Origin of the sequence: Pseudovibrio sp. Ad26 (assembly GCF_001623285.1) — a bacterium.
Classification (GTDB): Bacteria; Pseudomonadota; Alphaproteobacteria; order Rhizobiales; family Stappiaceae; genus Pseudovibrio; species Pseudovibrio ascidiaceicola.
Genome location: NZ_LMCE01000063.1, coordinates 56,605 through 75,082, shown reverse-complemented (window position 1 = coordinate 75,082; position 18,478 = coordinate 56,605). Strand labels below are relative to the sequence as shown.

Genomic DNA, 18,478 nt, shown 5'->3' with positions numbered 1-18,478 from the left:
ATGGAAAACGAACAGAGGTCTGGCCCGGTGGCAGAGGGCGTAGATCTCATAGAAGCCAAGGGTATTACCAAGCGATTTGGTGACATTCTAGCGAACGACAATGTCGATCTCGTCATTAAGCAAGGTGAAATTCATGCTTTGCTGGGCGAAAACGGAGCGGGAAAGTCCACGCTCGTGAAAATTCTCTACGGCGCTCTTGAACCGGGTGCGGGAGAGATCCTCTGGAAGGGGAAACGGGTTTCAATCTCGAACCCTGCGGCTGCCCGCAAACTGGGCGTTGGCATGGTGTTCCAGCACTTTTCCTTGTTTGAAGCACTGAGTGTGGTTGAAAACATCGCGCTGGCCTTGCCTAAAGGCGAGAAAATCGAGGCTCTTTCCAAACGTATTACTGAGGTTTCCCAAAAGTATGGCCTGCCTCTGGATCCTGCAGCACTGGTTGCGGATCTGCCGGTTGGCATCCGTCAGCGTATCGAAATCGTACGTTGCCTTTTGCAGAACCCCAGTCTCATCATCATGGATGAGCCTACGTCTGTACTGACCCCGCAAGAAGCGGATCAGCTTTTTGTCACCTTACAGCGCCTTGCCTCTGAAGGCTGTGCGATCCTTTACATCTCTCATCGTCTGGAAGAGGTGAAGAAGATCTGCCACAACGCCACGATCATGCGCAATGGCCGTGTGGTGGGTGGGTGTGATCCTGCTGAGGAAACACCAGCCAGCCTTGCTCGTATGATGGTGGGTGGTGATGTTCATGATATTTCCGCTGGTGCGACTGAAGCTCAGCCGGGCGATGTGATGCTCAAGCTGCGTAATCTGTCCATTCCATCAGATGGCGCATTTGGCATTGAGCTTAAGGACGTCAATCTAGACTTGCGCGGTGGTGAGATTGTTGCCGTTGCCGGGATTGCTGCGAACGGCCAGAGCGAGTTGTTTGATGCGATCTCTGGTGAGACGCAGGTCAAAGATGCTTATGCGGTTGAGATTTGCGGTGTGCCGGTTGGCAAGCGCAAGATCAATGACCGGCGTTTGCTTGGCTCTGCCTTTGTCCCAGAAGAGCGTTTAGGTCATGGCGCGGTGCCGGGCTTTGTGCTTTCCGACAATATTTTACTGACGCGCTATAAAACTGAGCCTTCACTGATCAAGCACGGCATGCTGAACCAGAAGCTTGCAGCTGAAATGGAAAAGCGCATTACCGTTTCTTACGATGTGCGCATGTCTCATGACAATCCTGAGGCGCGGTCTCTTTCCGGTGGTAACCTGCAGAAGTTTGTGGTTGGTCGTGAGCTGGACCGTGTGCCGAAAGTGCTGGTGATCAATCAACCGACCTGGGGCGTTGATGCAGGCGCTGCGGCTTTGATCCGTCAGGCGATCATTGATCTGGCCCGAGGCGGTTCAGCTGTTCTGGTGATTTCGCAGGATCTTGATGAGATCTATGAGATTTCTGACCGGATTGCCGTGATCTCTCGCGGTGAGCTTTCTGTAGCCGAACCGGCTTCGGAAATGACGCGTGAGAAGATTGGTCTTCTGATGGCGGGTATGGGTGAGGGCAAGTCTGCTTCCCCTGCAGTAAAAGCGGGAGAGACCCATGCGCATTGAACTTGAAAAACGCGCTGAGCACTCTCAGCTGATGACCGTTGTTTCACCGCTGATTGCGATTGGTCTCACCCTCGTGTGTGGCTCTATTTTGTTTGTCAGCATGGGCTACAACCCGATTGACGCGCTTTATGCCTATTTCATTGAGCCACTGACAACCAGCTGGTCCATCGAAGAGCTGCTGGTGAAAGCAGGTCCGCTGGTGCTGATCGCGGTTGGCCTGTCTGTCTGCTTCCTCTCTAACTCGTGGAATATTGGTGCAGAAGGTCAGTTCACCATGGGTGCGCTGGCTGGATCTATCATTCCGGTCCTGTTTTTCGACTTTACCAGCCCACTGGCGCTGCCTTTGATGGTGCTGATGGGCATTTTAGGCGGTATGGCGTGGGCGTCTATTCCGGCGTTTTTGAAGGTGCGGTTTGGGACCAATGAGATCCTGACCAGCCTGATGCTGGTTTACATTGCCCAGTACATTCTCGACTTTCTTGTCCGTGGCCCATGGCGTGATCCGGATGGTTTCAACTTCCCGGAGAGCCGGATTTTTGATGCGGCACACGTGCTGCCGAAAATCGGTGAAGGGCGTTTGCATATTGGCATGATCTTCGCTGTGCTGGCTGTTCTGGTGGTTTGGTGGATGCTGTCTCGCACGCTCAAAGGTTTTGAGATCAAGGTGATGGGTGAGACCCCACGTGCCGGTCGCTTTGCGGGTTTTTCCAGCAATGGTGTTGTCTGGTTCGGTTTCCTCGTTTCTGGCGGTTTGGCTGGTCTGGCAGGTATGGCGGAAGTTTCCGGTTCTATTGAACAGCTGACACCCGTTATTTCTCCAGGTTATGGGTTTACCGCAATTATCGTGGCGTTCCTTGGTCGCTTGAACCCGATTGGCATTTTGTTTGCCGGATTGTTGCTTGGGCTTTCCTATATCGGTGGTGAATCTGCGCAGGTCAGCCTTGGTTTGACTGACAAGGTGACCCGTGTGTTCCAGGGCATGCTGCTGTTCTTCGTGCTCGCGTGTGACACGCTCATTCTTTACAGATTCAAGTTTGCTTCCAGCGCGAAAAGCATGAAGGAGGCAGGCAATGTCTGATCTTTCCATGATCGAAGCTGTTCTTCTGACCATCATCACCGCGTCTACGCCACTGTTGCTTGCTGCGATTGGTGAGCTTGTGGTGGAGCGGTCCGGTGTGCTCAACCTTGGTGTTGAGGGCATGATGATTGTTGGCGCCGTGATGGGTTTTGCTGCGACACAGGCAACCGGTTCTCCTTACATAGGGATTGTGGCGGCCATGATCTCCGGCGTTGCCATGAGCCTGCTGTTTGGCTTCCTGACGCTTAATCTGATGGCCAATCAGGTGGCGACAGGCCTTGCGCTGACTATACTGGGGCTTGGCCTTTCCGGCATGGTTGGAGAAGCCTTCATCGGTCAGCCGGGTATCAGCCTGAAACCGATTGCTATTCCAGTGTTGTCGGGCATTCCATTTATTGGGCCGCTGCTCTTTAATCAGGACGTTCTGGTTTACGCTTCTTATGGTCTTGTGATTGCGGTTTACTTTGTGCTGTTCAGGTCTCGTACGGGTCTGATCATCCGTGCTGTTGGTGACAACCACGGCTCAGCACATTCACTTGGATACTCGGTTATTCAGGTGCGTTATCTTGCGGTGATGTTTGGTGGGGCGTGTTCTGGCCTTGCTGGCGCTTACCTGTCGCTCATTTACACCCCGCAGTGGGTTGAAGGCATGACAGCGGGCCGCGGCTGGATTGCGCTGGCTCTGGTGGTGTTTGCAAGCTGGCGTCCGGCACGTGTGCTGATTGGGGCTTATCTGTTTGGTGCTGTTTCCATTTTGCAGTTCCACGCGCAGGCCGCAGGTATTGGTTTGCCGACGCAGTTGATGTCTGCTCTGCCGTATCTGGCAACCATCATTGTGCTGATCATGATCTCGCGCAATAAGACGCTTGCCAAGGTGAATACACCTGCGTGTCTTGGTAAGCCTTTTGTGCCTGATCGCTAAGAAGAACCTGATTTGGCCAATGCGCTCATAGTAGACATTGGTCAAATTGCCAATATTTCGACCTTCGTATACATGGAGGCGAGAGAACGAAGATAGCAGAGACCTTGATCTCTGAGTGCAAATAACACGGTTCACCGTTGCACAGATCGCGGAAACCTGCCCGCACGCGAATAAAAGATCGCATATACATGCGAGATACAACAAAGCAGGAAACAACTTGAGAGCGCACAGATGCGCAGAACAGATCTTTCGGGGCTGTTCCTATCGCATTTGTTTGGAGCTTTCGTTCATCTGGTTCTCATTGGTGTACTCCGCTGCGCTTGTTAGGGTGTTGCGCGGCTGGAGTGCAGGCTTAGGCTTATGTGTATCCTTATCCGAAAACCGGAACCATTTTTCGGGGATACGCTCTAACCTATAAAGGGGAGCGCACAATGCGCACTATCTTCAAGCTGGCAGCAACTGCTGCAGTTGCACTTGGTCTTTCCGCAGGGGCTTCAAATGCTGCTGATCCACTGAAAGTGGGTTTCATCTATGTTGGTCCGGTTTCTGACCATGGCTGGTCTTACCAGCACGATCAGGGCCGTCAGGCGATTGAAAAGCACTTTGGCGACAAAGTTGAAACCACTTACATTGAAAGCGTGCCGGAAGGTGCGGATGCTGAGCGCGCGATTGAGCGTCTGGCTCGCTCCGGTCACGAGCTGATCTTTACAACCTCCTTTGGTTACATGAACCCAACCTTGAAGGTTGCGCGTAAGTTTCCGAAAGTGAAGTTTGAGCATGCAACTGGCTACAAGCAGGCGAAGAACGTTTCTTCTTACGGCGCTCGCTTCTATGAAGGTCGTTATGTTCTTGGTCAGATCGCTGCTAAGGTCTCCAAGTCCGGTACTGCTGGTTACATCGGTTCCTTCCCAATCCCTGAAGTTGTGCGTGGCATCAACTCCTTCATGCTGGGTGCACAGTCTGTGAACCCGGACTTCAAGATCAAAACCATCTGGGTGAATTCCTGGTACGATCCGGGCCGTGAAGCTGATGCTGCAAAAGCGCTGATCGATCAGGGCGTTGACATCATGGTTCAGCACACTGACTCCCCAGCGCCTCTGCAGGTTGCTGAAGAGCGTGGCATCATGGGCTTTGGTCAGGCATCTGACATGATCAAGTTTGCGCCTAAGGCACAGGCAACTGCGATTATCGACGATTGGTCCGCTTACTACATTGCCCGCGTGCAAGCAGTGATGGACGGCAACTGGAAGGGCCAGGATACCTGGGGTGGTCTGGACGTTGACATGGTTCACATGGCGCCGTTCACCAACATCCCGCAGGATGTTGCAGATGAAGCTGCAAAAACTCTTGCTGCGATCAAATCTGGTGAGCTGAAGCCATTTACCGGCCCAATCACCAAGCAGGATGGCTCTGAGTTCCTGAAAGCTGGTGAGAGCGCTGAAGATGGTGCTCTGCTTTCCATGAACTTCTACGTTAAAGGCATCGACGACCAGCTGCCTAAATAAGCTTTTCGCTTATTTTCGGAGAGCGCCACATTTTTTCAGGGTGCTCTCCGCCGATTTCTGCAGTGGGGGCTTTCTCCCGCTGCCCACTTATTTCAATTGAACTTAAAAGAACAAGACAATGACAGCCACCTTCCTTAGTGAATGGCTCAATCTGCTTTTCCGCTGGTTTCACTTGATTGTGGGCGTGGGCTGGATTGGGACCTCTTTTTATTTCATCGCTCTTGACCTTTCCTTGCGCAAACGGGAAGGGCAGGCAGAGGGCATTTTTGGCAGCGCCTGGGAAGTCCATGGCGGCGGCTTCTACCATGTTGAGAAGTTCATGGTGGCACCGAAAGAGCTGCCGAAAGACCTGATGTGGTACAAGTGGGATGCTTATCTCACCTGGGTTTCAGGTTTTGCTCTTTTGAGCGTTCAGTACTACTTCAACGCAACAGTTTATCTCATTGACCCTGAGGTCATGAAGCTTTTGCCTGTTGAGGCTGTCGCAATTTCCATCGCCTCTCTTGGGCTTGGCTGGATCATTTATGATCGCCTGTGCCGTTCGGCGATTGGCAAGAATACACCTTTGCTGGCCGTGTGCCTTCTGGTGATCATTCTAGGTGCGACCTATGGATATTCTCTGGTCTTTTCAGGCCGTGGGGTTCTTATTCACGTTGGTGCATTGATCGGCACTTTCATGGCCTTCAATGTGTTTATGGTGATTATCCCGAACCAGAAGAAAATTACCGCAGATTTGCTGGCAGGACGTAAACCTGATGCAGCGCTTGGCCTGATTGGCAAGCAGCGCTCGGTTCATAACAACTACCTGACATTGCCCGTTCTTTTGATGATGGTGTCCAACCATTATCCGTTGCTGACGGGGCATAGCCAGCCTGTGCTGGTTGTTGCGCTGATCCTCGTGATGGGCGGTATGGTGCGCCACTTCATCAATCGTCATGATGCGCATGACAACTTTGCCAATTTCTGGTGGGCCTTGCCTACCGCAGCCGTCAGTCTGTTTGTGGCTCTCATTGTGACACAGCCAGCCAAGATTGGTGGCGGACATGGTCCGATCCCAGACAGTGATGTGCTGGAGATTGCGCAGACCCATTGTGCGGCCTGCCATAGTGCGACGCCAACCAATGAGGCATTTACAGAAGCGCCTAAAAACATCGAGCTGGACAGCATCGCTGATCTGCAGCGCTATGACAGCCTGATCATGGCGCAGGCGGTGCGGTCCTCTGCCATGCCACTTGGCAATGAGACAGGGATGACCAAAGAAGAGCGCGAGATCCTTGGCGCCTGGTTGCAGGGGCACTGAAGCGATGGTGACTTATTCTCTGGATGAGGTGAACCGGTTCTCGCAGGACGCCTTTGTCGAGGTGTTTGGCGGGGTTGCGGAGCATACTCCATGGGTTGCAGCTGTTGCGCAGCGAGAAGCGCCGTTCGCTACTCGTAAGGCTTTGATCGACGCTTTCACGAAGGCGCTTCATGATGCGGATGAAGAGGCGCAGCTGGCGTTAATCCGTGCGCATCCTGACCTTGCCGGCAAAGCAGCGCGGGCGGGTAAAATGGCGGATGCTTCGGTGAATGAGCAGTCTGGTGCTGGATTGGATCAACTGAGTGATGCGGAATATGAGCAGTTCACCCAGCTTAACGGCACTTACAAATCCAATTATGGCTTCCCTTTCATCTTTGCGGTGAAGGGAGCGACCAAGCATCAGATTCTGGAGGCTTTCCAGCTTCGTTTGCAGAATTCTGCAAAGGATGAGTTTGCGGAGGCATTGCGTCAAATCTGCCGGATCTTCAGCTTTCGGCTGGAGGATCTGGTGGCAGACGAACAGAGTGCTTGCAGTCCCTGACCCCTGCCGGAAAGTGCTTGCTACAGTTACGTAATGGGCAATAATCCACTGGAACATGGGGGGCTGCGTTATAAGATGCTTGCAACCATCACCTTTATCTATTGGATTACTGCTACTGTAAAATTCAAGGGGAGCATTCATGAAGGCCGCGATTGAAAACCGGTTTGCGGAGCAGGTAGACTTCCTGCGCGAATTGGTCAAGGTGCCAAGCGACAACCCGCCAGGGGATACGGAGCACCACGCATTGCGGACTGCTGAGCTGCTTGAAGGCCTTGGCTTTACCGTTGAAAAACACCCTGTTCCAGAACCATTTGTGCGCCAGAACGGCATGATCTCCGTGACCAATCTGATCATTCGTGAAACGTTTGGCGATGGGTTTGGTCCGGTGATTGCTCTTAATGCCCACGGCGATGTGGTGCCTCCGGGGGAAGGCTGGTCCAAAGACCCTTATGGCGCCGAGATCGATGATGGCGCGCTTTACGGGCGCGGGGCTGCGGTTTCCAAAGGAGATTTTGCCACCTACGCTTTTGCGTTGCTGGCTCTTCGTGAGTATGCGGATGAGCTGGAAGGTTCCGTTGAGCTGCATCTGACCTATGACGAAGAAGCTGGTGGGTTTGTTGGGCCGAAGTGGCTGTTGGAGCAGGAGCTGACCAAGCCGGACTATGCGATCTCAGCTGGGTTTTCCTATGCTGCGACAACGGCTCACAACGGCTGTTTGCATATGGAGGTGATCTTCCGTGGCCGTCAGGCGCATGCCGCGATGCCAGAGAGTGGTGCAGATGCCTTGCAAGCTGCAACGCCTGTTCTCGCTGCGCTTTATGAGGAACGTGATCGCCTCAAGTCTATTCAGAGTGATCAGGACGGTATCGGATCGCCTCAGATCACCGTGGGGCTCATATCTGGTGGCATCAATACCAATGTGGTGCCAGAGCGTGTCTCGCTTCGCGTTGACCGGCGCTTGATCCCCGAAGAGAACGGCGAACAGGTAGAAGAGCAGTTGATTGCGTTGATTGAAGCTTTGGTACCGGAAGATTGCGGTGTTGAGGTTGAGTGTCGACGGATTATGATTGCTGAGCCGCTGCGCGAATTGCCAGGAGCGAAAAAACTGGTGGAAGCGTTGAAATGGCCTGCCAAAGAGGTTTTGGGCATTGAGCTGAAAAGCACGGGTGCTCCGCTTTACACTGATGCCCGCCATTATGCTGAGGCCGGTATTCCAACAGTGCTTTATGGTGCAGGACCGCGTTCCATTCTGGAAGCCAATGCTCATGGGGCGGATGAGCATTTGCAGCTGTCGGACTTAAAGGCGGCTACGATTATTGTCGCAGACGCCTTGAAAACACTTCTTCGATAATGTGAGAAAAGCCCGGAAATTCCGGGCTTTTTTATTAGCCCACTCGACCAGATAGGGCCGTGAAAATGCCTGCGCCCAGAAGGCCTGTTCCGCCAACCTTATTGAGGCGTTTGAGTGTGTTTGGTCCGTTGACAACTTTGCGCAATCCGCCCGCCATGGTCACCCAGAACACTGTGTTCACACCGCCAAGTGTTACGAAGGTGAGGCCGAGAATGAAAAACTGGGTCAACACAGGCTGAGTTTGGTCAACAAACTGAGGCAGGAACGCCACGAAGAACAGCATGCCCTTTGGGTTGAAGGTGGTGACCAGCAGGGTGTCTCTAAAGATCTGGAATGCCGGAACCTGTGGCATCTCAATTTGTGTAGATGGGCCGGAATTGCTGCGCCACATCTTAATGCCAATATAGATCAGATAAGCTGCACCAATGTATTTCATGATCTGGAAGAGCATAGCGGAGGCCGCCAAAACAGCACCAAGGCCTGCAAGAGCTGCTGTAATTGCAAACAGGTCCCCCAACATCACCCCGGTGACAGAGGCAACTGCAGCGCGTTTGCCCTGACTGAGGCTGTAACTGACGACCATCAGGACGGTTGGGCCAGGTATGATCAACAGTAGGATACTTGCCGCGGCAAACGCGATCCATGCTTCAAACGCCATGATGTTCTCCGGAAAGGCCTGATCGATCATGAACAGGTGATGAGTTGAAAGGCTTTGAGCTGATGTCTCAAAGTGTGCAGCAAATGAGAAGCTTACCCATGTAGATGCTGTTTGGGTAGAGGCAGGCCTTTGAGAAATACTGGAGAGACTTTGAGTTCTTGCCACTGTCTGTGAGTTTTATGGAAACTTTCCTGACAGTGCGATGAAGAGCCCGGCACTCAGCAGACCGGTTCCCCCGATCCTGTTGAGACGTTTTGCGCATTTGCCTCCGGTGAGCATGGCACTGCAACTGCCTGCCATGGATGTCCAGAACATCGTGTTGATGCCACCGAGGAGCACGAAGGTTGTTCCCAGCAGTATGAACTGCGGAATGACGGGAATCGTGTCATCTACAAATTGCGGGAGAAACGCAACGAAGAACAGCATGTCTTTGGGGTTGAATGCTGAGACCAGAAACGTATCTCTGAATATTTGCAGGCGGGTCGTTGCCACAATCTCCATTTGGTCTTTGAGGACAGATTTCCTGCGCCACATGCTGACGCCCAGATAAATGAGGTAGGTCGCGCCCGCATATTGCAGGATGTCATAGAGCAATGCAGAGGTTGAGATGACGGCGCCAAGTCCGGCCAATGCGACCGAGATCAGTAAGATACTCCCCAAACTAACGCCAAGGGCTGAGGCGACAACCGCCCGCAAGCCCTGGCTGATGCCATAACTGGAGACCATAAGGACTGTTGGTCCGGGGATGATGAGTAAGATGATGCAGGCAAGGGCGTAAGTCAGCCAAACCTCGATGGCCATGGCTTTTCTCCTGAAACGATGTGTTGCACAGGAGAGGTAGGGGCGAATTGTGACCAAAATTCTGCGGGTGTGATGACGAAATACAACAATGGAAACAATTATTTACGCCTCACATTTTGTTGCAGGAGGCAATGGTGCTTGATGAAAGTTTGAGCGATTGCATGCTGTTGCTCGCATGAGAGCTCAGCTTGGTGAGAGTTGTTTGATCCAGACCGTCAGGTTTCCGGAAGTTTCAAAGCCCGTTTGTATGGCGCTGTGCAGAGTTTCACCTCGTGCATAGCCGACTATGGGTGTTGATGGTTGCCATGCCTGCAAGAGGCCCGCCATTTGCTGGAGGTCTTGTGGGGACAGTGTGCCTGCAAAGATGTTGGAAAGGCCGATTGAGCTGCCAGACCAGTTGCCGATGAAGCCCTTGGTGTACTTTCCCGCTTCAGCATAGCCCCAAAAGGCAATGTTCGGGTTCGTGAGAAGTGCAGGTGGAAACATGCTGCGGTCTGTCTGATTGCCGCTTGTCTTCCATGCTGCCTGCCAGTGCTCCAGCTGCCGGGCGGTCTTTATCTGCTCCCAGCCTGCCGTGTCTGCTTTGACGATTTCAGTCAGATAAAACCAGCTGGCATCGAACAGTTTTTTGAAACCAGATTGTTCCAGTGGAAGGACCGCAAAACTGTCTTTGACATAAACATCAAAGGTTGCAGTGCGCGTGAGGTCATTGATGAATGCAGGTTTTGCTGTCGGGAGGCAGGTCACGATGCTGGAGGGCGGCACAGTGGTGTGAAACAGCTCCTTGGAGCGCTCATAGGGAATGCCATGGGCTTCAAACATATGCTGATAAAGATCCGCATTGTTTTCAGCGGCTTCCAACTGCCATGCGGCTTTGCTCATGATAGCTGGTCTCACGTATCATCCATCTTCTGCACAAGAGAGCATCATAGGAGAATGTGGTGTGGGATCAATAGCCAGCGGCTGCGTATGGACCTCCGCCCTGACGGTAGACGAGCAGGGTGCGGGTGTAGGAGAGGGCCTCGGTGCCGGTTTGATCGTGAGCGACGGTTTTTACGGTCAAAATGCCTTGATCTGGTCTGGAACGGCTTTCTCGCTTTGACAGGACTTCGCTTTGCACTTTGAAGCGGTCATCTGCATAGAAATGACGAGACAATTTTGTATCGGTCCAACCCAGATTGGCCACCACACGGCCAAAGGTGGTTGTGGTGGCGGCGGTGACCAGCGAGAGGACGTGCAGTTCTGATGCTGGCAGACGGTCTCTGCCGTAGACCTCCCGCGCGAACTCATGATCACGGTAAAGTGGGTGCCATTGCATGGTCTGGACGGCGTGACGGAGCATGGAAGACGAATGGAGTGTGATGTCCGGGCTGTGCTCGAAGACCTGACCTGCTGCGAACCCCTCAAAGTAGATGCCTGTTGTTTCCTGTAAGGACCCATCCTCACGTTGATAATAGGCTAAAAACCAAGGATTACTGCTGGAGTTGGGAAGGTTGCCCCAAACCGGGTGCTTGCCTTTTTTGAAGATGCTGACGGTGTATGTGAGGTTGGCGACTTCAACGCCTTCCTGATTGGTGCAGGAGGCTTTTACGGTGACGTTACCGGTTTTGTCTTCACTCTCCTGCGCCGCGATGATCTGGCTGCAGCAGTAGAGCGTGTCGCCGCCGTAGATGGGCGCAGTCATGGAGATGTTCTCAAACGCTGTGATGCGGTCTTTTCTGGCAAAGGTCTTCCAGCTCATGCCGAAGATCTTTTGCAGTGTCAGCGTGGAGACGACGAGAGGTTTCCTGAACTCCGTCTGCGCTGCGTAATGGGCATCATAATGCAGCATTGCGGCATTGAAGGTGTCCAACGCTTCCTCTGCATTTTCCTGCTGAGAAACCGTCATGCCGGGGCGATGGTGGAAGACTTGGTCAACGGAAAACTCTTCAAAGTTAAGGCCATAGATCTCCAAAAAACGATTTTCCGAGCTTTGGGCGTACGCTGAATACATGGTGGGCTCCTCTCAGCCTAGTAGATGGTCAGTTTCTTTGCTTCTTCGCGCAGCTCATCTCGAAATTGTGGGGCAGCGAGCTCAATGAGGGCGTGGGCGCGTTCTGAGGTGGACATGCCAAACAGGTTGGTGCAGCCGTACTCTGTAGCCACATAGCTGACGTCATTACGCGGGGTTGTGACGATGTTCTGAAGGCGCGGGACTATCTTGGAGATGTTGCCATTCTTTGTGGTGGAATGAGCTGCCAGCACAGCAACGCCTTCTTTGGAACGGAATGCACCGCGAACAAAGTCCAACTGACCACCACTGCCGGAAATCTGGCGCCAGTTGACGGATTCAGAGGCTACCTGACCGAACAGATCAATCTCAACGAAGGAGTTCACGGAGACCATGCGGTCATTCTGGGCGATGATGTGCGGGTTGTTGACGTAGTGCGCCGGATGGCATGCCATGGTGGGGTTGTTGTCCATGAAGGCGTAGTAATCCGGGTTGGAAAACAGGGCGACGTTGAAGACGGAGTGGCCTACATCAAGCTGTTTGTGCCGGTTGGAGATGTTACCGGCTTGTATCAGCTCTATCATGGTGTCGCCGAGCACCTCGGTGTGCACACCAAGGTCATTCTTTGTTTTCAGTCGTTTGCCAACCTCATTGGGTACTGCGCCAACACCGAGTTGCACGCAGGCGTAATCCGGTACCAGCGCGGCAACGAAGTCAGCAATCATTTCGTCTTCCGGGCTTTCTGTTTTTTGCGGCACCACCGTGAGGTCACTGGTGTGCTCGATGATCGTGGAGACCTGAGAGACATGAATAACGCCTGGTCCGAAGGTGCGGGGCATGTTGGGATTGACTTCGACAATGAGCTTTTCTGCGGCAAATGCGAGGGGGATGGACATGCTGCCATCCACGCCAAAGCTGAAGTAACCGTGCTCATCCATTGGCGAGACCTGGAAGAGGTGTACGTCAGGTTTGCCCCGGCGGGCTAAGACACCTCTGACGTAGAGGCTAAAGTGTTCTGGCAGGTAATGCGGGATAATCAGTTCAGGGTGGCTCTCACTCATCTCTTGTGCGCGGTCAGCCAGTTGACGCACGCTTCCCCCTAAAAACGGGCAGAGCAGCCTTATACGTTTGAGAACTTCGACATTGATGTACTGATCGACAATTTCTTTCCCTGAGCGCAGCAAGTAGACATCTGGTGTTCCGGTGAAATACTCAGCAGCAGCGGCTTCGCAGAAGGCACGCGTAAGGCGAGGAGGGGTTCCACAATAACACCCGAAGGTGATCAGCTTTGTATCTCTTGCAAGCGTTTTGATGGCCTCATCAGCGCTCGTCAGTTTCTGCTGATACAGCTGATCGTAGTTTTCTGCAGGCATGCGGTTTTCCGGAGTTCATCGTCAAAGGGGTAAGGTTGATCCTATCCATTTTCAGGAAATTAATTGTTACTGATCTACATTCTGCCTGAGCGGCATCAATGGATTAAGTTGGAGTTCCGGTGTGAAGAGCCTGTTATTCTTACCTGCAGATAAAGCGCATCTTTTCCCGAAGGCGACGGCATCGGGAGCAGGGTGTGTGGTGCTTGATCTTGAAGACGGTGTTTGTGAAAAGCAAAAGTCTGCAGCGCGTGATTTGTTGCGCGGTCTGCAAGATGAGTTGCGTGAACATGAGACCTGTGAAATTGGTGTTCGCATCTCATCTTTGAGCACGCCAAGCGGGTTGGAGGATGTGCTGTGCCTGCTGGAACTGGCGCATTTGCCAGACTGGATTTTTCTACCCAAATGTGAAAGCCCGCGAGACCTGGAGCAATTGGATCATCTCCTTCACGCACATCCTGGCAAAGAGATGGTACGGATTTGCGCATTGCTGGAAACGCCAGCCGGACTGTCCAACGCAGAAGCGATTGCCTCAACCCATGCACTGCTTCATGCACTGGCTTTTGGGTATGCGGACTATACGGCAGAGACGGGCGGTACTATGGGCTGGAACAGTCTTGTATGGCCACGTGGACAGCTGCTGAATGCAGCCGTGCAGAACCATCTTTGGGCCATTGATGGTGTGTTTCTGGATTTCAATGATCCTGAAGGACTTGAGGATGAAGCCCGCAATGCGCGAGATATGGGATATAACGGCAAATTCGCCATTCATCCTTCTCAAGTCAGCGTTGTCAATTCGTGCTTTGAACCCAGTGATGAAGAAGTTCAGTGGGCCTTGAATGTGCTTGAAAAGCAAAAGGATACGGCAGGACAAGGCGCGTTTGTTGTTGATGGCAAGATGGTCGATGCTCCTGTGATCCTGCGCGCGAGACGTTTGCTTGGTCTGAGTGATGGCGATGATCATCCGTAAGTATTTATATAATTGAATACTTATATGGTTTGTGCTATAATGTGATAATAATAAGTAATTCCATAATCCACCTTATGCATAAGTTTGATTTTTACTTGTTATTACTGTGTGGGATCAGTCATTCTGCGCAGTGTACGGAGCAGGGGGGGGTGGCAGGTCTTCGCTAGACTCACGAGAGTGAAATGATCTCAGGTGAATGCGCCGAAATGCTACGTAGCAAGCCTAAGTTGATGAATATATTTCACTTTACGGAAATGTATGTCCTTGAATACACCTGATTTTAGTCTTTGGGTTTTGTATTAAAGAACAAGCCTTTTTAACTTTGAATGACTGGCGAATAACGCTGTTAACCGCGCTGGCATCCTTGAAATATCATCTCTTTTATACTTAGCAGGAGGTTTGTTAGGCTCGGGTTGAATGCTGGTGCTGCATACCTGCATTTGCAAAATTTAGCTTTCCCTGTATGTATCTGGGCCGCTACGGCCCGAACAGGTCAAGGAGCCCGTCATGTCTATGATGAGAGCGGCCGTTGTGCGCGAATTTGGTGCACCGTTGGACGTGTGTGAAGTTGAAAAGCCTACAGTAAATGATGACAGTGTTCTGGTGAAAATTGAGGCCACTGGTGTGTGTCACACTGACCTTCACGCTGTTGAAGGTGACTGGCCAGTCAAGCCGACACCAGCCTTTATTCCGGGCCATGAAGGCGTGGGAATTGTGGTTGAGAAAGGCCGGAATGTCACTTCGGTGAAAGAGGGGGATCGTGTTGGAATTCCCTGGCTTCACACTGCTTGCCGCTGCTGTCGTCACTGTGTCGATGGCTGGGAAACCTTATGTGAAAGCCAGCAAAACACTGGTTACAGCGTCAATGGCAGCTTTGCAGAATACGCTTTGGCAGACCCGAATTTTGTCGCTCATTTGCCGAAAGAACTTGAATTTGCACCAGCAGCACCAATCCTGTGCGCGGGTGTGACTGTATATAAGGGACTGAAGGAAACTGAGACAAAACCGGGACAAACGGTTGTGATTTCCGGTATTGGCGGTTTGGGGCATCTGGCTGTTCAATACGCCAAGGCCATGGGCTTGCATGTGGTTGCGGTTGATATTGCAGAGGACAAACTGGAGCTTGCAAAATCACTTGGCGCGGATATGACGCTCAATGCATTCAAGTGCGATCCGGTGGCTGAAGTGCAGGCTGGCGGCGGTGCTGAGGGCGTGTTGGTCACGGCAGTGGCTGGCAAGAGCTTCCAGCAAGGCGTTGGCATGTTGGCACGCGGCGGCACTATGAGCCTTGTTGGTTTGCCTCCTGAGGATTTCCCACTCAACATCTTTGATATGGTGCTCAACCGCAAAACCTTACGCGGTTCTATTGTGGGCACGCGAAATGATCTGCGAGAGTCCTTGGAGTTTGCTGGTGAAGGCCAGGTCGCTGCGCATTACACCACAGAGCCGCTCGACAATGTGAATGACATCTTTGACCGTATGCGCAACGGCAAGATTGAAGGCCGGATCGTGATGGACTTTTAGAGCCTGAGAAATGCTTTGGTGCCGCAGACTGTGCATAGGAGTCTGCGGCATTTGTGTATTTGGGTGGTGGCGCATTCAATGAGTTCAAGCCTCGTCAATATGCTCATCAAGTTTCTTGAGTAAACGTGTCATCTCGGCGCATTCGTCCTCAGAATACACTTTGGTCAGAAGCGGATAGGCGACATTTGCCATGGCGTTAAGAGCAGTCTTGAGCTTGCTTTCACCTTCCTGCGTAATATTGATCAGGATAACCCGCTTATCCGTTTCTGATCTATGACGCGTGACGAGGCCTTGCTTCTCCAGTCGGCCAATGATCTTCGTTGCACCACCTTCGGTGAACATCAGGGCACTGGAAATATCACTCATTCGCACTTCACCTCCTGACTGCTGGACGCGTCCAAGAAGCTCTTTTTCTGACAAGGTCAGATCACATGCCTCTGTCACTGCCGCTTGTAGCTTCTGCCTAAGGCGAGCGGCTTGCAGTAACAGCAGATGCGCTGTCTGAATGGTTGCCTTTTGGGACTCTGGGGCGAAATCAAACTGAGTCATCATATATCCGAGGTGTTACAGATAATACTTGACTAGAATAGTAATCTAGTCAAGTATTATGGTCAATCGATCTTGACCGACTGTAAACAAGGATAAAAAAGTGTCCATAGACCTCACCCCATCTAAACCTCCAAAATCCAGTGTTTTGCGTCTTTTACGGTGTATGTTTCGTCAGGGGGCGAGAACCCGTATTTGTCCTCCTGGACCACGACTTGACGGGAAAACTGTTCTGATAACAGGCGGATCAGCGGGTGTGGGCGAGTATGTTTCCCGAGGATTGATTTCGCGGGGGGCCAAGGTTGTGTCTTTGTCCCGCGGCATTTCTCAGGGGAAGAGAGGAGTTTCTGATCTCCGGCAAATTAAATGCGATCTATCTTGCTTGCAGTCTGTGGCGGATGCGGTTGGCAAAGTGGGTGATCAGAAAATTGATATATTGATCTGCAACTCGGGTGTTTTGCAGCACGACCATGAAATGGCTTCTGACGAGGTTGAAATGACCTTTGCTGTCAATGTTTTAGGCCATCATCTGTTGTATCGACTCCTGATGGAGCAAGGCAAATTTGCGGAGGATGCACGCATTGTGATGACATCGGGAGATGCCTATGTCATGGCTCAAACCTGTGATGTGAACCCGTTGAACTACTCAAGCAACCGGGTTTATGGCGGGAGCAAACTGGGCAATTTGTGGCAGATGCGGGAGCTCGCGAAACGTTATCCGGCTCTCAAGAGCTATGCTATTCACCCTGGGGTCATTTTGAGCGGTTTTGGTGGGTTTGCTGAGCAAGGCGGGCTTAGAAGCTGGTTGGCCAAAAGACTGCTGATATCGGAAGAACTCGGGGCACAAGCTGCGCTTATTGCGGCGACGCAAGATGTTCCTAGCGGAACCTATTGGCACAACGTCTGGGGAGTTATGGATTTGCCTGATGGAGATGTCAGTATGGATCGACAGAAATCAGCTGCGCTTTGGGATCAACTCGAACAGCTTATTGAAGCATACGTTTGATTGGCTGAAGGTTTGTCTACCAGACCTGAGAACCGCATCACGACAATTTCGCAGACATGGTGAGCGGACATTTTAGAGGAAAGATACCTTCGCACAGGCCGTATATGTAAAATACGCATAAGGTGGATTATGGAACTAAAATGAAAAAGGTCAGATTGAGCTTAGTGCGCTGAGTTTATGTGGGTTTCGACGGCAGTTGCAATGCGCTGTGATGCGTGGCCATCACCGAACGGATTTTTGCGATCGATCTTTGTGTGTTTGCCTTTCAGGATGTGCGCGGCTTCATCCGTGATGGTTTGCTCACATGTGCCAACGAGTTTTGCGAGTCCGCTGGTCAATGCTTCTGGTCGCTCTGTGGTCTTGCGCAAGATTAGTAGCGGTGTTCCAAACTCCGGTGCTTCTTCCTGTATGCCGCCGCTGTCTGTGAGGATCAGGTCTGCATCACGTTCCAATGCGATAAGCGCTTCATAGGACAGCGGCGTGACCAGATGTACACGTGGCACATTTTTGAGCACGGACTCGACCATGTCTTTGACAACTGGATTTGGATGGACCGGCAATACGACCTGCAGATCCTCATGGGCTTCTGTGATGTGTTTTAGGGCCTGGCAAATGTGGCGCATGGGATCGCCCCAGTTTTCACGTCGGTGTGTGGTCACCAGCGCCAATCGTTTTTGCGGTCCCAGAACATCTTTCAATTCGTCCAGCTCACGGGCTGGTTTGATTTTCTGTGCCAGATGTCGAACGGCGTCGACCACCGTGTTTCCTGTGGTGAGGATTTTGTCGTTGCTCAGGCCTTCACGCAGCAAGTTGTCTTTGGCGATGGATGTTGGAGCAAACAGCCTATGGCATAACTGGTCTGCCAATCGTCGGTTGGCTTCTTCGGGAAATGGATCCCGCAGCTCACCACTGCGCAATCCGGCTTCCACGTGGCCGACTGGAATGGCGCTGTAAAAACTGGCCAACGCGCCGACGAAGCCTGTTGTGGTGTCGCCGTGGACCAATGCGTATTTGGGATGATGCACAGCAATGTATGCGTTTATGCCTTTGAGCAGTTCGCCGGCCTGATCGGCCAGCCTGTGGCTGGTGCTGGATACGTCGAGCCAGTTGATCTGGTGAATGCCAAAAGAGTCTAGAGCGTTGGATGCGATTTCGCGGTGCTGGCCTGTCATTAGAATATGGGCGTGCAGGATTGGGCAGTTTGCGATTGCAGAGATGACCGGCGCCATTTTTATAGCTTCTGGACGGGTGCCTATGATGCACAGCACTTTGTTAGGCCCCGCTCCGATGATCTCTGGTTCTTTCATCTTTTGCGCTACGGTC

At 52.2% G+C, this 18,478-nt stretch carries 17 protein-coding genes; 10 read left to right on the top strand and 7 right to left on the bottom strand.

Annotated elements, in window-relative coordinates; genetic code table 11:
* The 7 genes from PsAD26_RS15730 to PsAD26_RS15700 all read left to right on the top strand — a co-directional run bounded on the left by PsAD26_RS15730 (position 1) and on the right by PsAD26_RS15700 (position 8,290).
* Positions 1–1,593: an ABC transporter ATP-binding protein gene (locus tag PsAD26_RS15730; protein ID WP_063311213.1), complete on the top strand. Its 1,593-nt coding sequence runs from the start codon at positions 1–3 to the stop codon at positions 1,591–1,593.
* Positions 1,583–2,671, top strand: coding sequence for an ABC transporter permease (locus tag PsAD26_RS15725; protein ID WP_063311212.1), 1,089 nt, complete (start codon positions 1,583–1,585; stop codon positions 2,669–2,671). The genes PsAD26_RS15730 and PsAD26_RS15725 overlap by 11 nt, the downstream gene beginning before the upstream one ends.
* Positions 2,664–3,593, top strand: a complete 930-nt coding sequence (locus tag PsAD26_RS15720; protein ID WP_082827144.1) for an ABC transporter permease — start codon at positions 2,664–2,666, stop codon at positions 3,591–3,593. Before PsAD26_RS15725 ends, PsAD26_RS15720 begins: the two co-directional genes overlap by 8 nt.
* Positions 3,594–4,024: 431 nt before the next feature.
* Positions 4,025–5,098: a BMP family ABC transporter substrate-binding protein gene (locus PsAD26_RS15715; RefSeq protein WP_063311211.1), complete on the top strand. Its 1,074-nt coding sequence runs from the start codon at positions 4,025–4,027 to the stop codon at positions 5,096–5,098.
* A 118-nt stretch (positions 5,099–5,216) separates the two neighbouring features.
* A complete protein-coding gene (locus tag PsAD26_RS15710; RefSeq protein WP_063311210.1) occupies positions 5,217–6,398 on the top strand; it encodes a urate hydroxylase PuuD in 1,182 nt (393 codons plus the stop codon).
* 4 nt (positions 6,399–6,402) lie between these two features.
* Positions 6,403–6,939, top strand: coding sequence for a 2-oxo-4-hydroxy-4-carboxy-5-ureidoimidazoline decarboxylase (gene uraD / locus PsAD26_RS15705; protein ID WP_063311209.1), 537 nt, complete (start codon positions 6,403–6,405; stop codon positions 6,937–6,939).
* Between the two features lie 139 nt (positions 6,940–7,078).
* Entirely contained in the window at positions 7,079–8,290 is a 1,212-nt protein-coding gene (locus PsAD26_RS15700) for an ArgE/DapE family deacylase (protein ID WP_063311208.1), read from the top strand.
* A 34-nt stretch (positions 8,291–8,324) separates the two neighbouring features.
* Here the strand turns inward: PsAD26_RS15700 and PsAD26_RS15695 are convergent, their stop codons facing one another.
* The 5 genes from PsAD26_RS15695 to PsAD26_RS15675 all read right to left on the bottom strand — a co-directional run bounded on the left by PsAD26_RS15695 (position 8,325) and on the right by PsAD26_RS15675 (position 13,112).
* Positions 8,325–8,948 (bottom strand): LysE family translocator, encoded by a 624-nt coding sequence (locus PsAD26_RS15695; RefSeq protein WP_063311310.1) that lies wholly within the window; start codon positions 8,946–8,948, stop codon positions 8,325–8,327.
* 177 nt (positions 8,949–9,125) lie between these two features.
* Complete coding sequence (locus PsAD26_RS15690) at positions 9,126–9,749, bottom strand: LysE family translocator (protein ID WP_063311207.1); 624 nt, start codon at positions 9,747–9,749, stop codon at positions 9,126–9,128.
* A 183-nt stretch (positions 9,750–9,932) separates the two neighbouring features.
* The gene (locus tag PsAD26_RS15685; RefSeq protein WP_063311206.1) at positions 9,933–10,631 is read right to left on the bottom strand and encodes a hypothetical protein; all 699 of its coding nucleotides are present in this window, start codon (positions 10,629–10,631) and stop codon (positions 9,933–9,935) included.
* A gap of 67 nt (positions 10,632–10,698) precedes the next feature.
* A complete protein-coding gene (locus tag PsAD26_RS15680; RefSeq protein ID WP_063311205.1) occupies positions 10,699–11,742 on the bottom strand; it encodes a MaoC family dehydratase in 1,044 nt (347 codons plus the stop codon).
* Positions 11,743–11,759: 17 nt separating this feature from the next.
* The gene (locus PsAD26_RS15675) at positions 11,760–13,112 is read right to left on the bottom strand and encodes an acetyl-CoA hydrolase/transferase C-terminal domain-containing protein (RefSeq protein WP_063311204.1); all 1,353 of its coding nucleotides are present in this window, start codon (positions 13,110–13,112) and stop codon (positions 11,760–11,762) included.
* A gap of 121 nt (positions 13,113–13,233) precedes the next feature.
* Here PsAD26_RS15675 and PsAD26_RS15670 point away from each other — a divergent pair, with 121 nt between their 5' ends.
* Both PsAD26_RS15670 and adhP read left to right on the top strand, forming a co-directional pair.
* A complete protein-coding gene (locus PsAD26_RS15670; RefSeq protein ID WP_208985721.1) occupies positions 13,234–14,079 on the top strand; it encodes a CoA ester lyase in 846 nt (281 codons plus the stop codon).
* A 507-nt stretch (positions 14,080–14,586) separates the two neighbouring features.
* Positions 14,587–15,603, top strand: coding sequence for an alcohol dehydrogenase AdhP (gene adhP / locus PsAD26_RS15665; RefSeq protein WP_063311202.1), 1,017 nt, complete (start codon positions 14,587–14,589; stop codon positions 15,601–15,603).
* An 84-nt stretch (positions 15,604–15,687) separates the two neighbouring features.
* On the opposite strand, the gene PsAD26_RS15660 is transcribed toward adhP, so the two are convergent.
* The gene (locus PsAD26_RS15660; RefSeq protein ID WP_193758298.1) at positions 15,688–16,152 is read right to left on the bottom strand and encodes a MarR family transcriptional regulator; all 465 of its coding nucleotides are present in this window, start codon (positions 16,150–16,152) and stop codon (positions 15,688–15,690) included.
* A 163-nt stretch (positions 16,153–16,315) separates the two neighbouring features.
* Here PsAD26_RS15660 and PsAD26_RS15655 point away from each other — a divergent pair, with 163 nt between their 5' ends.
* Entirely contained in the window at positions 16,316–17,155 is an 840-nt protein-coding gene (locus PsAD26_RS15655; protein ID WP_084403699.1) for an SDR family NAD(P)-dependent oxidoreductase, read from the top strand.
* A gap of 161 nt (positions 17,156–17,316) precedes the next feature.
* Here PsAD26_RS15655 and wecB read toward each other — a convergent pair whose 3' ends face one another.
* Positions 17,317–18,462: a UDP-N-acetylglucosamine 2-epimerase (non-hydrolyzing) gene (gene wecB, locus PsAD26_RS15650; protein WP_063311199.1), complete on the bottom strand. Its 1,146-nt coding sequence runs from the start codon at positions 18,460–18,462 to the stop codon at positions 17,317–17,319.
* Between the last annotated feature and the right edge of the window lie 16 nt (positions 18,463–18,478).

Bases quoted from the DNA above. Each gene is read 5' to 3' on its own strand.
- PsAD26_RS15680 (WP_063311205.1), bottom strand. From the start codon at position 11,742: ATGTATTCAGCGTACGCCCAAAGCTCGGAAAATCGTTTTTTGGAGATC.
- PsAD26_RS15725 (WP_063311212.1), top strand. From the start codon at position 1,583: ATGCGCATTGAACTTGAAAAACGCGCTGAGCACTCTCAGCTGATGACC.
- uraD (WP_063311209.1), top strand. From the start codon at position 6,403: ATGGTGACTTATTCTCTGGATGAGGTGAACCGGTTCTCGCAGGACGCC.
- PsAD26_RS15715 (WP_063311211.1), top strand. From the start codon at position 4,025: ATGCGCACTATCTTCAAGCTGGCAGCAACTGCTGCAGTTGCACTTGGT.
- PsAD26_RS15690 (WP_063311207.1), bottom strand. From the start codon at position 9,749: ATGGCCATCGAGGTTTGGCTGACTTACGCCCTTGCCTGCATCATCTTA.
- PsAD26_RS15700 (WP_063311208.1), top strand. From the start codon at position 7,079: ATGAAGGCCGCGATTGAAAACCGGTTTGCGGAGCAGGTAGACTTCCTG.
- PsAD26_RS15655 (WP_084403699.1), top strand. From the start codon at position 16,316: ATGTTTCGTCAGGGGGCGAGAACCCGTATTTGTCCTCCTGGACCACGA.
- PsAD26_RS15710 (WP_063311210.1), top strand. From the start codon at position 5,217: ATGACAGCCACCTTCCTTAGTGAATGGCTCAATCTGCTTTTCCGCTGG.
- PsAD26_RS15720 (WP_082827144.1), top strand. From the start codon at position 2,664: ATGTCTGATCTTTCCATGATCGAAGCTGTTCTTCTGACCATCATCACC.
- PsAD26_RS15695 (WP_063311310.1), bottom strand. From the start codon at position 8,948: ATGGCGTTTGAAGCATGGATCGCGTTTGCCGCGGCAAGTATCCTACTG.
- PsAD26_RS15675 (WP_063311204.1), bottom strand. From the start codon at position 13,112: ATGCCTGCAGAAAACTACGATCAGCTGTATCAGCAGAAACTGACGAGC.
- PsAD26_RS15685 (WP_063311206.1), bottom strand. From the start codon at position 10,631: ATGAGCAAAGCCGCATGGCAGTTGGAAGCCGCTGAAAACAATGCGGAT.
- PsAD26_RS15660 (WP_193758298.1), bottom strand. From the start codon at position 16,152: ATGACTCAGTTTGATTTCGCCCCAGAGTCCCAAAAGGCAACCATTCAG.
- adhP (WP_063311202.1), top strand. From the start codon at position 14,587: ATGTCTATGATGAGAGCGGCCGTTGTGCGCGAATTTGGTGCACCGTTG.
- PsAD26_RS15730 (WP_063311213.1), top strand. From the start codon at position 1: ATGGAAAACGAACAGAGGTCTGGCCCGGTGGCAGAGGGCGTAGATCTC.
- wecB (WP_063311199.1), bottom strand. From the start codon at position 18,462: ATGAAAGAACCAGAGATCATCGGAGCGGGGCCTAACAAAGTGCTGTGC.